Origin of the sequence: Streptomyces tubercidicus (genome assembly GCF_027497495.1) — a bacterium.
In the GTDB taxonomy this organism is placed as follows: Bacteria; Actinomycetota; Actinomycetes; order Streptomycetales; family Streptomycetaceae; genus Streptomyces; species Streptomyces tubercidicus.
On the sequence record NZ_CP114205.1, the window covers coordinates 5,892,045 to 5,905,306 of the forward strand.

Sequence of the window (13,262 nt, forward strand, 5' to 3'; positions counted from 1 at the left end):
GCCGCGACCGCCACTTCAACGGGTGTCACCCGTACGGGACTTGGCGGCGGGCACGGGGGCGCAGAGGGCGGCGGGCCCGTCGCATGCGCGCGCTAGCCGCCGCGCGTCAGTAGCCCCGCTGCCGTCAGCCGACGTCCTACCTCCGCCACAGCGGCCTCGCTCAGGGGGCGTTGCGGGAAGGCGGTGGTGTGGTGATTGATGATGCCGAGGAGGTGGAGGGCTGCCTTGAAGGCGCCCAGGGCGGAGGAGCTGCGGCCCATGTCCGTTTCCGGGCCGACGTCGACCAGGGAGAACAGGGCCACCAGGCGTTCCTGTTCGGCGGCGGCCTGTTCCCAGTCGCCGGCGCGGGCGGCGTCGTAGAGGCGTACGTAGGCCGCCGGATCGACATTGCCGATACCGGGGACGACGCCATCTGCGCCCGCCAACAAGGCCGCGTCCACGGTCAGTTCGGAACCGGTGAGGACGGAGAAGGCGGGGGCGGGGCCGGTGCGCCGGGCGGTGCGGCCGCCGAGGGCGGTGAGCAGGCGGCGCAGTGAGCCCTCGTCGCCGCTGCTGTCCTTGAGCCCGGCGAGGGTGCCGTCCTCGGCCAGCTCCTGTACGAGCGACGGGGACAGCTTGCTGTGTACGGCGACGGGGATGTCGTAGGCGAAGAGCGGGAGGTCCACGGCCGTACGCAGATGGCGGAAGTGGGCGGCGATCTCCCGGGGGTGGGTGCGGGTGTAGAAGGGCGCGGTGGCCACCAGGGCGTCGGCGCCGAGCGCCGCGGCGGTCCGGGCGTGGTCGAGCACCCGTGGGGTGGTGGTGTCGATGACCCCGGCGAGCACCGGGACCCGGCCGTCCGCGGCCTTGATGACGGCCTCCAGGGCGGTGCCGCGCTGGGCGTCGGTGAGGTACGCGACCTCGCTGGTGGAGCCGAGGGCGAACAGGCCGTGCACACCGCCGTCGAGAAGGTGGTTCACCAGGCGCGCCAGGGAGGCGGTGTCGATCTCGCCGCGCGGGTCGAGCGGGGTGCAGACCGGCGGGATGACGCCGTGCAGGGGGGCGGGCAGTGCCATGGGGGCTCCGGGCTCCGATCGGACAGGACATGGGATGTCCTATGTCGAGCACAATAGACCTGTTCACAGGCGGTCGGTCAAGGATCCGCGGTCACGGCGGGGCAGGTGGCGCAGGGGCCGCGGCGGCACGGCAGACGCGGGAGCGGGAGAGGGAGATTCCATGGCGCGAGGGACGATGTCCGAGGAGGTGCAGGACCGGATCAAGCAGCTGATCCTGCAGGGCGGGCTGACGCCGGGCGATCCGCTGCCCACCGAGGCCGAGCTGGTCGCCCTGCTCGACGTCAGCCGCAACTCGGTGCGCGAGGCGCTCAAGGCGCTGCAGGCCATGCGCATCGTGGAGATCCGGCACGGCTTCGGCACCTACGTCGGCCCGCTCACCCTGGAGCCGTTCGTCGAGGGGGTCGCCTTCCGCGCCGCGGTCCGGCACCAGCAGGGCGAGTCGAGTCTGTACGAGCTGATGGAGGTCCGGGAGGCGCTGGAGGCGGGGCTGATCGCCACCGTCGCCCGCGATCTGCCCGCCGAGGATCTCGCCGTCCTCAAGGCGCTGGTGCAGCGGATGGCGGAGGAGGCGCGCGGCGGGCAGGTGCAGAGCGCCACCGACCGGGCCTTCCATCTCGCGCTGTACCGCTCGCTGGGCAATCATCTGCTGAGCGAGGTGCTGGACGCGTTCTGGGCGGCGCTGCGACGGGTGCGGGAGGACCTCTCCGATGTCCGGCCCGACCCGATAGTGACGCATCGTCAGCACCAGGAAATCGTGGACGCGTTGGAGGCGGGTGACGGGGACCGTGCCGTGGAGGCGATGCACCGGCACTTCGACGGCATCCGGCGCCGGCTGACGGAGCAGTGAGGGGGCCAGGCTGACGGGGTGGTGGGGGAGTCCGGCTGAGAGGGCGGTAAGGGAGCCCGGCTGACCGAGCGGTTGGGGGGGGAGGTGCCGCTGCGGGCGCCGCCGCCCCCGTTCACCGGGATGTCACCCCGTGTCGGCGGTGCCGTTGTCAGGCACGGGAATGCCCCATGTGCGGCGTCTTGACGGCAAGTTGGGCACTCCCTATGGTCGCCGCAGGACGAGGGACATCCTACGTCCTCGCCTGTGGGGGCACCCGACCGCTCCACGGGGCGGGCGACTTCAGCGCGTGCTCGACGATCATCTTTCGCCGCATCCGCATCCTCGTGGAGGAGCCGATATGAGCAACCGCAGCGTGCACCGCAGAACGGTCCTGGGCGGGGCGGCCGCCGTCGCCGCCGGCTGGGCGCTCACCGGCTGCGGCGACAGCGGGGACGGGGGCGGCGGGAACGGCGACGGCACCGCGCCCCGGGAGCGCGAGAAAGGCCAGAAGATCGGCCTGACCTTCTGGTCCTGGGTGCCGGGCATCGACAAGCCCGTCGACCTGTGGAACCGCAAGAACCCGGACGTCCAGGTCACGGTCGAGAAGGTGTCGGCCGTCAACGGCCAGCAGTACGCGAAGATGCACGCCGCCATCAAGGCCGGCAACCCGCCCGACCTCGGCCAGATCGAATTCCCGGTCGTCCCCAGCTTCCTTCTCGACAACGGGCTGCTGGACCTCGCCCCGCTCGGCGCCGCCCGTTACAAGGACAAGTTCTTCGGCTGGCAGTGGCAGCAGTCCGTCTTCGGCAAGAGCGTCTACGCCATCCCGCAGGCCTCCGGGCCGATGGGCCTGTTCCTCCGCCAGGACCTCTTCGACAAGTGGGATGTGCCGATCCCGCGGACCTGGGACGAGTACGAGACCGCCGCCAGGGCCGTCCGCAAGAAGGGCGCCTGGATCGAGACCTTCGCGCCCACCAACGGCAACCGCTTCGCCGGCCTCGCCTGGCAGGCCGGCGCCAAGTGGTACGGCACGCACGGCGACACCTGGACCGTGCACATCGATGACGAACCCACCCGCCGGGTCGCCGACTACTGGGAGTCCCTGGTCCGGCAGAAGCTCGTCAAGACCATCCCGGACCGGCAGAACGCCTGGTACAAGGATCTGCAGACCGGCGCCATCCCCGCCTGGGTGGGCGCCAGTTGGGGCGACGCCCTGCTGGTCGGCAATGCGCCGGGTACCCAGGGGAAGTGGCGGGCCGCACCGCTGCCGCAGTGGAAGGCGGGCGAGCAGGCCCACGCCAACTGGGGCGGCTCGACCACCGCCGTCTTCGCCAAGGCCCGCTACCCCAAGGACGCCCTGGACTTCGCCGTCTGGCTCAACACCGACCCGGAGTCGATCGGGCTGCTGATCGACGGCGGGTATGGCTTCCCCAGCGCCAAGAAGGGCTACGCCACCACCGATCTCGACGTCGACAAGGACTTCTTCGGCGGCCAGGCGTACAGCAAGGTCTTCGCGGACGCCGGGGCGCATGTCGACACCAGCTGGCGGTGGGGGCCCGGCGTGGACACCCTCTACCAGCGGCTCGGCGACGCCTTCACCGACGCGCTCGCCGACGGCAGTTCCTTCCGCTCGGTCCTGACGAAGGTGCAGGGGCAGACCCTCGCCGACCTCAAGGGCAAGGGCCTCAAGGTGGCGAGCGGCGGGTGAGCCGGGTCACCCTGGACCGGCGGGCGGGTGCCACCTCGCGGCCTGCCCGCCGGAACGGCCGCGGCCCCCGGCGCCCCGCCTCCCGCACCGAGGCCCGCAACGCCCGCACCGCGGCCGTGTTCGTGCTGCCCTTCTTCGCCCTCTTCGGCCTCTGCTTCCTCGCCCCGATCGGCTACGCCCTCCACCAGAGCCTGTTCATCACCGAACGGACCGGCCCGCTCGGCCTCGGCGGCCGGCAGCGCGAGGTCTTCGCCGGGCTCGCCAACTACGCACAGGCGCTCTCCGACGACCGGTTCCTGACCGGCTTCGGCCGGGTGCTGCTCTTCGGCGCCGTCCAGATCCCGCTGATGATCGTGCTGGCCACCGCACTGGCGCTGCTGCTGGAGAGCGCGAGCGCCCGCGGCGTCCCCTTCTTCCGCAGCGCCTTCTTCCTGCCGTACGGGGTGCCCGGCGTGATCGCCTCGATCCTGTGGGGCTTTCTGTACGTACCGGGCATCAGCCCGCTGGTGAAGATCGCCGGCGACCTGGGCTGGGACGTCGACTTCCTCGCCCGCGGCACCGTCCTGTGGTCTATCGCCAACATCGTCACCTGGCAGTTCACCGGCTACAACATGCTCGTGCTGATCGCCCAGCTCAAGGCGGTACCGGGGGAGTTGTACGAGGCGGCCCGGATCGACGGGGCCGGCGCCTGGCAGATCGCCCGGCACATCAAGATCCCGCTGATCCGGCCGGCGCTGGTGCTCACCGGCGTCTTCAGCATCATCGGCACCCTCCAGCTGTTCGCCGAGCCCATGGTGCTGCGCCCGCTGGCCTCCTCCATCGACTCCGGTTTCACGCCCAATCTGCACGCCTACAGCGAGGCGTTCGTCGGCAACAACCAGCATGCGGCGGCGGCCGAGGCGGTGCTGCTCGCACTGGTCGCATGCGTCCTGTCCTTCGGCTTTCTGCGGCTGACCGGCGGACGCGCGAAGGGGCGCGGATGACCCGGCCCCCGGTCCGCCACCGGATCATCACCGCCTCACTGCTGACCGTCGCCGCGCTCTACTTCCTGGTGCCCGTCTACTGGCTGGCCGTCTCCGCCACCAAGAACAGCGCCGACCTCTTCGGCACCTTCGGCTTCTGGTTCTCCGACCATCCGCGCCCCGTCGAGTACCTCGCCGAGGTGCTCACGTACGACCACGGCATCTACGCCCGCTGGTTCGCCAACTCCCTCTTCTACGCCGGGGTGGGCGCGGTCTGCGCCACCCTGCTGTCCGCGGCGGCCGGCTATGCGCTGGCGAAGTTCCCGTTCCGCGGCCGGGAGGCGCTCTTCAACGTGGTGCTCGCCGGGGTGCTGATCCCCGGTACGGCGCTGGCGCTGCCGCTCTACTTCCTCTTCAGCGCGATGGGACTGTCCAACACCTACTGGGCGGTGCTGATCCCCAGTGTGGTCAGCCCGTTCGGCGTCTATCTGTGCCGGATCTACGCGGCGGCCGCGGTGCCCGACTCGCTGCTGGAGGCGGCCCGGATCGACGGCGCGGGGGAGGCCCGGATCTTCGGCGGGCTCGGGCTGCGGCTGATGACCCCCGCGCTGGTCACCGTCTTCCTCTTCCAGTTCGTCCACATCTGGAACAACTACTTCCTGCCGCTGGTGATGCTCTCGGACTCCGGCCTCTACCCGATCCAGCTGGGCCTGACCTCCTGGACCGGCTACGCCGACCGCCAACCGGTGCTCTACCAGTACACGGTGGGCGGCGCGTTCCTGTCCGTGGTGCCGCTGATGGTGCTGATGACGGTGCTCCAGCGGTACTGGCGTACGGGGCTGACGGAGGGCAGCGTCAAGGCGTGAGGGGCGTCGTGGCGGGGGTGTGGCTCGACCGGGTGTCGGTAGTCGGCCGGGCGGGATCGCTGACGAGGGCATGGCCGGCCCGCCGTCGGGGCGTGACACTATCGCTGTCATGACTACTCCTGACGCTTCCCGGTCCCCGAACGCCGCGACCCGTGCGAAGGCCGCCCTCCAGCGTGACCCCTGGGACCTCCCGGACGTCTCCGGACTGGTGGTCGGCGTCCTCGGTGGCACCGGCGACCAGGGCCGCGGCCTGGCCTACCGGCTGGCCAGGGCCGGCCAGAAGGTGATCATCGGCTCCCGGGCCGCCGAGCGCGCGCAGACCGCCGCCGACGAGCTCGGCCTGGGCATCGAGGGCGCGGAGAACGCCGAGTGCGCCCGGCGCAGCGACATCGTGATCGTCGCCGTGCCCTGGGACGGCCACGCCAAGACCCTGCAGGCGCTCCGCGACGAGCTGGACGGCAAGCTTGTCATCGACTGTGTCAACCCGCTCGGCTTCGACAAGAAGGGCGCCTACGCGCTCAAGCCGGAGGAGGGCAGTGCCGCCGAGCAGGCCGCGGCCCTGCTGCCCGGTGCCCGGGTCACCGCCGCTTTCCATCATCTGTCCGCGGTGCTGCTGCAGGACCCGGAGATCGAGCAGATCGACACCGATGTGATGGTGCTGGGCGAGTCCCGCGCCGACACCGATGTCGTACAGGCGCTGGCCGCCCGTATTCCCGGTATGCGCGGCGTCTTCGCCGGGCGGCTGCGCAATGCCCACCAGGTCGAGTCGCTCGTCGCCAACCTGATCTCGGTCAACCGCCGCTACAAGGCGCATGCGGGGCTGCGGGTTACGGACGTCTGAGGCCCTGGGCGGAGGCTGAGGCGGGCGGGGAGAGGGCTCGGGCGGCGGGCTTCCTCGTAGCCCTGGGCTCACATCGGGCTCGGCTCCTCCCCCCACCCCCGAACCCACCCCCGCCCCCTCCCCCGAAGGGGGAGGAGGGGGAGGGGGCGGGGGAAGCGCGGGCATGGGGGACACTGGGGAGGTCCGACCACTCCCGACAGGAGCCGCCCCCATGTCCCTCTTGCCCCCGCCCGGCCCGGCCCGGCGCCTCGCCCTGATGGCCCTCGTCGTGTGCGTCCTCTCCGTCGCCGCGGCCGTTGTCGCCTTCGTGGAGGGCAGCTTCGTCGGCGTCGTCTGGATCCTGATGGCGGGCATCTCCAGCAACATGGCGTGGTTCTACGTGCGCAAGGCGAAGACGCAGCGGGCCGGGGCGGCGGGCTGACGCCGCCGGGCTGTCGGGACTGACGCCGCCGAGCTGTCGGGACCGACGCCGCCGAGCTGTCGGGACCGACGCCGCCGAGCCGTCGGGACTGACACCGGGCCGTCAGATCAGAGGGGCCGCCCCTTCGAATCAGAGGGGCCGCCCCTTCGGATCAGAGGGGCCGCCCCCTCAGAACACCCCACCCACCCGCGGCAGCTGCGGCTCGCCCTGCCAGAAGCGGAAGTATTCCTGCCCGAGGCCGGTCTCCAGCCCGGAGACGCCCAGACCGCGCAGGATCGCATCGACCGCGTCGAAGAACACCTGGTTGATCTCCGGAACCCACAGGACGGCGAAGACCGCCAGCAGGCCGAACGGCGCGAACGGTTCCACCTGCCGCCGCAGCTTCCGCGACAGCCACGGTTCGAGCACGCCGTAGCCGTCCAGGCCCGGCACCGGCAGGAAGTTCAGGATCGCCGCGGTCACCTGGAGCAGAGCCAGGAAGGCCAGCGCGTAGCGGAATGTGGCCGGTACGCCCGACAGGCCGTGCAGCCAGAACGGTGCCGTGCACACCGCCGCGAACAGGATGTTCGTCAGCGGTCCGGCCGCCGAGATCAGGCTGTGCCGCCAGCGCCCCCGGATCCGGCCGCGCTCGATGAACACCGCACCGCCCGGCAGTCCGATCCCACCCATGATCACGAAGATCACCGGCAGCACGATGCTCAGCAGCGCATGGGTGTACTTCAGCGGGTTCAGGGTCAGATAGCCCTTCGCCTCCACCGAGATATCGCCGCTGTGCAGCGCGGTACGGGCATGGGCGTACTCGTGCAGACACAGCGAGACGACCCAGCCGGACACCACGAAGAAGAACACCGCGACGCCCGTGTACCCCGCGAGCGCCCCGCTCCACACGGCCCATCCCGACACCGCCATGACGGCGGCGATCGCGAGGAAGACCGGGCTGACGCGACGGTCGGCGCGCCGGATTGCTGTGGTCATGGTGCGGGCTCCCGGGGTCGGTGAGGGGCAGCCATGACCGTAACCGCGTCAGGGTGCGCGGCGCACGGCCCCCGCGGAACCGTTCCGTCCGCGGCCCCTCCTCCCGGTCCCCGTGCCCCGAAATCGAAACGCGATACCTTCCGGCCGCCGCCTTCCACGACAATGGCCCGGTGCATTACGGAATCCTCGGCACCACCCAGGCCGGACGGGCCGACGGCACCCCCGTCGCCCTCGGTGGCGCACGCCTGCGTGCGCTGCTCGCCGCCCTCGCGCTGCGACCCGGCCGGGCACTGTCCCCGGAGCTGCTGATCGGCGACATATGGGGCGCGGACCCGCCCGCCGACGCGGCCGGTGCGCTCCAGGCACTGGTCGGCCGGCTGCGCCGCGCCCTGGGGCGCGCGGAGATCGCCTCGGTGGACGGCGGCTACCGGCTGTGCGCCGGGCCCGACGCCGTCGATCTGCACCGCTTCGAACGTCTCGCGGCGGAGGGCGGCCGGGCGCTGGCCGAAGCGGATCCGGCCCGAGCGGCCGCCCTGCTCGATGACGCGCTGGCGCTCTGGCGCGGTCCGGTCCTCGCCGACCTCCCGGACGCGGGTGTCGAGGTGGCGCGTGCCGAGCGCCGCAGGCTGGACGCCCAGTGCAGCCGCCTCGCCGCCGATCTCGCCCTCGGGCGGGCCGCCCAGGCGCTGCCCACCCTCCTCGCGCTGTGCGAGGAGCACCCCCTCGACGAGCCCCTCCAGGCCCTGCGGCTGCACGCCCTGCGCGCCGCCGGTCGTACGGCGGAGGCGCTGGCGGCCTACGAGGAGATACGCATCGGCCTCGCCGACCGCCTCGGCGCCGACCCGGGCCCGGAACTGCGCACCCTCCACGCGGAGTTGCTACGACCCCAGCCGGCGAACCCGCCCCCGGCCCCGGCCCCTGGCGTCCCGGCCACCGCTCTTGCTCCCGCCCCCGCCCCGAACGGCGCCGAACCCGAACCCCCGGCGGCTTCCCCGCCCGCAGCCCCCGCCCCCTTCGCAGCCGCCCCCCGCACCCGCCCCGGCAACCTCCGTGCGCGGCTCACTTCCTTCGTCGGGCGGGACGCCGATCTGGCGGCGATCCGTGCCGATCTGGCCGCGCACCGGCTGGTGACGCTGCTGGGGCCCGGCGGCGCCGGGAAGACCCGGCTGTCGCAGGAGGGGGCCGAGACCGCCGCGGCCGCCTCGCCGGATGCCTGGCCGCACGGCGTATGGCTGGCCGAGCTGGCGCCGGTGGACGATCCGCAGACCGTGCCCGAGGCGGTGCTGACCGCGCTCGGCGCCCGCGAGACCGTCGTCCGCGGCACCACCGCGGACGGGCTGCGCGCCGCCGCCGACCCCACGGCCCTGGACCCGCTCGCCCGGCTCGCCGAGCACTGCGCGGGCCGCCGGATGCTGCTCGTCCTGGACAACTGCGAGCATGTGATCGGCGCCGCCGCCGAGCTCGCCGAACGGCTGCTGGCCGACTGCCCCGGGGTGACGGTGCTGGCCACCAGCCGGGAGCCGCTGGCCGTGCCGGGCGAGGTGCTGCGGCCGGTCGAGCCGCTGCCCGACCCGGTCGCGCTGCGGCTGCTCGCCGACCGCGGGGCCGCCGCCCGCCCCGGCTTCCGCGTCGAGGACGACCCGGCGGCCTGTACCGAGATCTGCCGTCGGCTGGACGGGCTGCCGCTCGCCATCGAACTCGCCGCCGCCCGGCTGCGGTTGCTCTCCCCGCGGCAGCTGGCCGACCGCCTGGACGACCGGTTCCGGCTGCTGACCAGTGGGAGCCGGACCCTGCTGCCGCGCCAGCAGACGCTGCGCGCCGTCGTGGACTGGTCCTGGGAGCTGACCGATGAGCCCGAACGGGCCGTGCTGCGGCGGCTGTCCGTCTTCGCCGGCGGGTGTGATCTGGCCGCCGCGGAAGAGGTGTGCGCGGGCGACGGGGTCGACGGGCGCGAGGTGGCCGCGCTGCTCGGCTCGCTGATCGACAAGTCGCTGGTGGTGGCGGCACCGGCCAATGAGGGGTGTGGGGCCGGCGGTTCGGCCGGTACGGGCGGGCAGATGCGCTACCGGCTGCTGGAGACCGTGGGGGAGTACGCCGGTGAGCGGCTGGACGAGGCGGGCGAGCGCGCCGGTGCCGAGCGCCGCCATCTCGTCGCCTACCGCGAACTGGCCCGTACCACCGACCCGTTGCTGCGCGGGCCGGGCCAGCGCGCCGGTATGGAGCGGCTGGAGCTGGAGCACGACAATCTGCGGACCGCGCTGCGCCGCGCCCTCGCCGCGCGGGACGAGCACGAGGCGCTGTGCCTGGTGCTGTCCCTCCAGTGGTTCTGGTCGCTGCGGGACCACCGCAGCGACGCCCGGCACTGGGCGACCGCGGCCGCCGCACTCGGCCCCAACCCCTTTGCCGCACCCGTCGAACCCGCCCCCGACCTGCACGAACGCCCTATCGACAGCCCGCCTCCGATGGCTCCCGAGCTGCTGCTGGAGGCCCGCCGCGAGGTCCGGCTGGTCGTGCTCTCCAGTATGGACAGCGATATCGAGGCGCTGCACGATCCGGTGATGAAGGAGCAGCTGGCGGGGATGCTCACTGCCTACCGCTCCGGTATGCCGCAGACCTGCCGGGTGCCCGGGGTGATATGGCACTACGCGGTGCTGATGAGCGGCCGGTTCGAGAAGCTGGCGGAGCTGGTCGACGCCGCGGTGCGCGCCTGCCGGGACCTCGGTTACGACTGGGAGCTGGCCTACGTCCTGCAACTGCGCTCCAAGTTCTTCAACGACCACCCCGGTCAGCTGGCGCAGGCGGCCCGCGACGCGGACGAGGCGCTGCGGCTGTTCCGCCGGATCGGCGATACCTGGGGCGCGGCCGAGGCGCTGTCGGGGCGCGGCGAGAACCACGAGAGGCGCGGTGCGTACGAGGCGGCGGCGGCCGACTACCGGGCGGCGATGGGGCACGCCGAGGACCTGGGGGCGCACGGCCAGATCCTGCTGCTGCGCTGCCGGCTGGGCGCGGTGCTGATCGAGGGCGGGCAGGCGGAGACCGGTGAGCGGATGGTGCGCGGGGTGCTGGCCGACGTGGCGAAGGGCAACAGCGGCCGGGACACCGAGCCGTTCGCACGGCTGACCCTCGCCGGGCACCTGACGGCCACCGGCCGGCTCCAGGAGGCGCGGACGGAACTGCAGCGGGTCCAGGAGGTCTTCAGCCCGCGCGCCCCGGACGTCTTCGACGGGCTGGTTCAGGCGTCGCTGATCGCGCTGGATCTGGACGAGGGGCAGCGCGAGGGACTGCTCACGCGGTTCCGGCAGGCGCTGGCGCTGATGCAGGGCGCCATGGCGCAGATGGTCGCGCCGGACCTTCCGGTGGTGCAACTCCTCACCGGTGCACGGGTGTTGATCGTGGAGTGCGGTGCGCCGGCGGGCCGGGACGCGGCGCGGCTGGTGGGTGCGTACGACGCACTGCGGCCCGACGGCCAGGTGCCGCCGCAGCTCGTCCGCATGAGCCGGGCCCGTGCCGAGGAGGCGGCGCGGGCGCTGCTGGGCGATACGGCGTATGCCCGTGCACACGCCGAGGGCGGCGGCCTCTCGCTCGGAGAGGCCACCGCCCTCATCTGACGCGAGCCGGGCGAAAGGCCGTCCCGCGGGGAGGCCCCCCGCGGGACGCGCGTCAGGTCTTCTTGCGGAACTTCGACACCGCCAGCGGCATCGCGACGGCCGTGATGGCGACCGCCCAGCCGAGCGTGATCAGCGTCGGGTGCGCCACCGCGCCCTGGCCGTTCATCAGCGCACGGGCCGCGTCCGCCAGCGTCGAGACCGGATTGACCTCGGTGAAACTCTGCAGCCAGCCGGGCATCGACGTCGGCGGAGCGTAGATCGACGAGCCGAACTGCAGCGGCATCATCACGATCATCGCCATGCCCTGGACCGCTTGCGGGGTCTTCACAGCGAGCCCCAGCAGGATGAAGATCCACATCAGGGCCGCGCCGAAGGCCGTGCAGAGCGCGATGGCAGCGGCGAACTCCAGCATGCTGCCCCGGATCTCCAGGCCCATCAGGAAGCCCATGCCGAGCAGGATCGCGATGGCGATCAGCATCCGTCCGAGCTCGACGACGATCTTGGCTATCAGGACCGAGGACCGGGCGATGGGCATCGTCCGGAAGCGGTCCATCACGCCCTTGCGGAAGTCCTCGTTGACGCCGGTGCCCACCGCCATGGCGATGTTCATGCCCATCATCGCCATCATGCCGGGCACCAGGTGCTGGATGTACCCCTGCTGATTGCCCTTGCCGGCGATGGCCCCGCCGAAGACATAGGTGAACAGCAGGATGAAGACGATCGGCATCAGCAGGACATCGAACATCGACTCCGGGTCCTGCTTGATCTGCAGGGCGTTACGGCGTGCCAGGGCGCCGATGTGCCGCAGGTTGGCGCGCAGTCCGATCCGGCCCTCATCGGCGCCGGGCTTGGTGACCGGTGCCGTCATCGTCGCGGCACTCATGCCGATACCTCCGTGTACCGCTGGTCCATGTCGTCCTCGGTGGTGTCGGCGCCGGAGGTCTTCTGGCCGGTGATGGCCAGGAACACCTCGTCCAGGCTGGGCAGATGGGTGCTGATCCCGGCGAGTGCGAAGCCCTGGCCGCCGAGCAGACCGACCACCTCGGTCAGCTGCTCGTCGCTGATGATCGGTACGTTGACCACACCCCCGTCAGGGTCAGCGGTGGCCCCCGCGATGCCGTCCAGTCCGGCCTGTTCGATGGCGGCCGCCATCCGGCCCAGCTCACCGGAGTCCGACGGCCGTATCTGTAGCGTCCGCCCGCCGACCTTGGCCTTCAGCTCGTCGACCCGGCCCTCGGCGATCACCTGGCCGCGGTCGATCACGGTCAGCTCGTTCGCCAACTGCTCGGCCTCTTCCATGTACTGGGTCGTCAGCAGCACCGTCGCGCCGTCCCGCACCATCCGCTGGACCTCCTCCCACACCTCGTTACGGGTACGGGGGTCCAGGCCGGTGGTCGGCTCGTCCAGGAACAGCACCGACGGCTGCCCGATCATCGAGGCGGCCAGATCGAGCCGCCGGCGCATCCCGCCGGAGTACTTGGCGGCGGGCCGCTTGGCCGCCTCGGTCAACGAGAACCGTTCCAGCATCTCGTCCGCACGCCGCCGGGCGTCCTTACGGGACAGATCGAGCAGCCGCCCGATCATGTAGAGGTTCTCCCGGCCGGAGAGCTTCTCGTCGACCGAGGCGTACTGCCCGGTCAGCCCGATCGTCCGGCGCAGCGCGCGGGGCTGCCGCACCACATCGAAGCCGGCCACCACGGCCCGGCCGGCGTCCGGCACCAGCAGCGTGGACAGGCACCGCACCAGTGTCGTCTTCCCGGCACCGTTGGGGCCCAGCACCCCCAGCACCGTGCCTTCCTGCACGTCCAGGTCCACCCCGTCAACGGCCTTGACCGCCCCGAAGTGCTTGACCAGCCCGCGCACCTCCACGGCGTTGCCGCCCCGCGCGGATATCTTCTGTCGCGTCATGCCCATACCGTGCCAGTGGCCGCCGACAACGCACCGACAGCCGACCGACAGGCCGTTCCGCTGCGCTTTGCCTGCGGCCCACGCCTTTGGCG

11 protein-coding genes are annotated in these 13,262 nt (G+C 72.2%); 7 read left to right on the top strand and 4 right to left on the bottom strand.

The window, feature by feature from the left end:
- Positions 1-92: 92 nt before the first annotated feature.
- Positions 93-1,055, bottom strand: coding sequence for a dihydrodipicolinate synthase family protein (locus STRTU_RS25680; RefSeq protein WP_159746395.1), 963 nt, complete (start codon positions 1,053-1,055; stop codon positions 93-95).
- 160 nt (positions 1,056-1,215) lie between these two features.
- Between STRTU_RS25680 and STRTU_RS25685 the strand changes: the two genes are divergently transcribed.
- The 6 genes from STRTU_RS25685 to STRTU_RS25710 all read left to right on the top strand — a co-directional run bounded on the left by STRTU_RS25685 (position 1,216) and on the right by STRTU_RS25710 (position 6,679).
- A complete protein-coding gene (locus tag STRTU_RS25685) occupies positions 1,216-1,902 on the top strand; it encodes a FadR/GntR family transcriptional regulator (protein ID WP_159746396.1) in 687 nt (228 codons plus the stop codon).
- Positions 1,903-2,239: 337 nt separating this feature from the next.
- Positions 2,240-3,589, top strand: a complete 1,350-nt coding sequence (locus STRTU_RS25690) for an ABC transporter substrate-binding protein (protein ID WP_159746397.1) — start codon at positions 2,240-2,242, stop codon at positions 3,587-3,589.
- Entirely contained in the window at positions 3,586-4,572 is a 987-nt protein-coding gene (locus STRTU_RS25695) for a carbohydrate ABC transporter permease (protein ID WP_159746398.1), read from the top strand. Before STRTU_RS25690 ends, STRTU_RS25695 begins: the two co-directional genes overlap by 4 nt.
- Positions 4,569-5,417: a carbohydrate ABC transporter permease gene (locus tag STRTU_RS25700; protein WP_159746399.1), complete on the top strand. Its 849-nt coding sequence runs from the start codon at positions 4,569-4,571 to the stop codon at positions 5,415-5,417. The genes STRTU_RS25695 and STRTU_RS25700 overlap by 4 nt, the downstream gene beginning before the upstream one ends.
- Before the next feature lie 109 nt (positions 5,418-5,526).
- The gene (gene npdG, locus STRTU_RS25705; protein WP_159746400.1) at positions 5,527-6,258 is read left to right on the top strand and encodes an NADPH-dependent F420 reductase; all 732 of its coding nucleotides are present in this window, start codon (positions 5,527-5,529) and stop codon (positions 6,256-6,258) included.
- A 211-nt stretch (positions 6,259-6,469) separates the two neighbouring features.
- Positions 6,470-6,679, top strand: a complete 210-nt coding sequence (locus STRTU_RS25710) for a hypothetical protein (RefSeq protein WP_159746401.1) — start codon at positions 6,470-6,472, stop codon at positions 6,677-6,679.
- Between the two features lie 168 nt (positions 6,680-6,847).
- Here the strand turns inward: STRTU_RS25710 and STRTU_RS25715 are convergent, their stop codons facing one another.
- The gene (locus tag STRTU_RS25715; protein WP_159746402.1) at positions 6,848-7,654 is read right to left on the bottom strand and encodes a site-2 protease family protein; all 807 of its coding nucleotides are present in this window, start codon (positions 7,652-7,654) and stop codon (positions 6,848-6,850) included.
- 170 nt (positions 7,655-7,824) lie between these two features.
- Here STRTU_RS25715 and STRTU_RS25720 point away from each other — a divergent pair, with 170 nt between their 5' ends.
- Positions 7,825-11,262, top strand: a complete 3,438-nt coding sequence (locus STRTU_RS25720) for an AfsR/SARP family transcriptional regulator (protein WP_159746403.1) — start codon at positions 7,825-7,827, stop codon at positions 11,260-11,262.
- A 52-nt stretch (positions 11,263-11,314) separates the two neighbouring features.
- Here STRTU_RS25720 and STRTU_RS25725 read toward each other — a convergent pair whose 3' ends face one another.
- Positions 11,315-12,145 (bottom strand): ABC transporter permease, encoded by an 831-nt coding sequence (locus tag STRTU_RS25725; RefSeq protein WP_159746404.1) that lies wholly within the window; start codon positions 12,143-12,145, stop codon positions 11,315-11,317.
- Positions 12,142-13,170 (bottom strand): ATP-binding cassette domain-containing protein, encoded by a 1,029-nt coding sequence (locus STRTU_RS25730; protein ID WP_159746405.1) that lies wholly within the window; start codon positions 13,168-13,170, stop codon positions 12,142-12,144. Before STRTU_RS25730 ends, STRTU_RS25725 begins: the two co-directional genes overlap by 4 nt.
- Positions 13,171-13,262: the final 92 nt, after the last annotated feature.

Coding starts and splice junctions, on each gene's coding strand:
- STRTU_RS25680 (WP_159746395.1), bottom strand. CDS start 1,055: ATGGCACTGCCCGCCCCCCTGCACGGCGTCATCCCGCCGGTCTGCACC.
- STRTU_RS25685 (WP_159746396.1), top strand. CDS start 1,216: ATGGCGCGAGGGACGATGTCCGAGGAGGTGCAGGACCGGATCAAGCAG.
- STRTU_RS25690 (WP_159746397.1), top strand. CDS start 2,240: ATGAGCAACCGCAGCGTGCACCGCAGAACGGTCCTGGGCGGGGCGGCC.
- STRTU_RS25700 (WP_159746399.1), top strand. CDS start 4,569: ATGACCCGGCCCCCGGTCCGCCACCGGATCATCACCGCCTCACTGCTG.
- npdG (WP_159746400.1), top strand. CDS start 5,527: ATGACTACTCCTGACGCTTCCCGGTCCCCGAACGCCGCGACCCGTGCG.
- STRTU_RS25710 (WP_159746401.1), top strand. CDS start 6,470: ATGTCCCTCTTGCCCCCGCCCGGCCCGGCCCGGCGCCTCGCCCTGATG.
- STRTU_RS25715 (WP_159746402.1), bottom strand. CDS start 7,654: ATGACCACAGCAATCCGGCGCGCCGACCGTCGCGTCAGCCCGGTCTTC.
- STRTU_RS25725 (WP_159746404.1), bottom strand. CDS start 12,145: ATGAGTGCCGCGACGATGACGGCACCGGTCACCAAGCCCGGCGCCGAT.
- STRTU_RS25730 (WP_159746405.1), bottom strand. CDS start 13,170: ATGACGCGACAGAAGATATCCGCGCGGGGCGGCAACGCCGTGGAGGTG.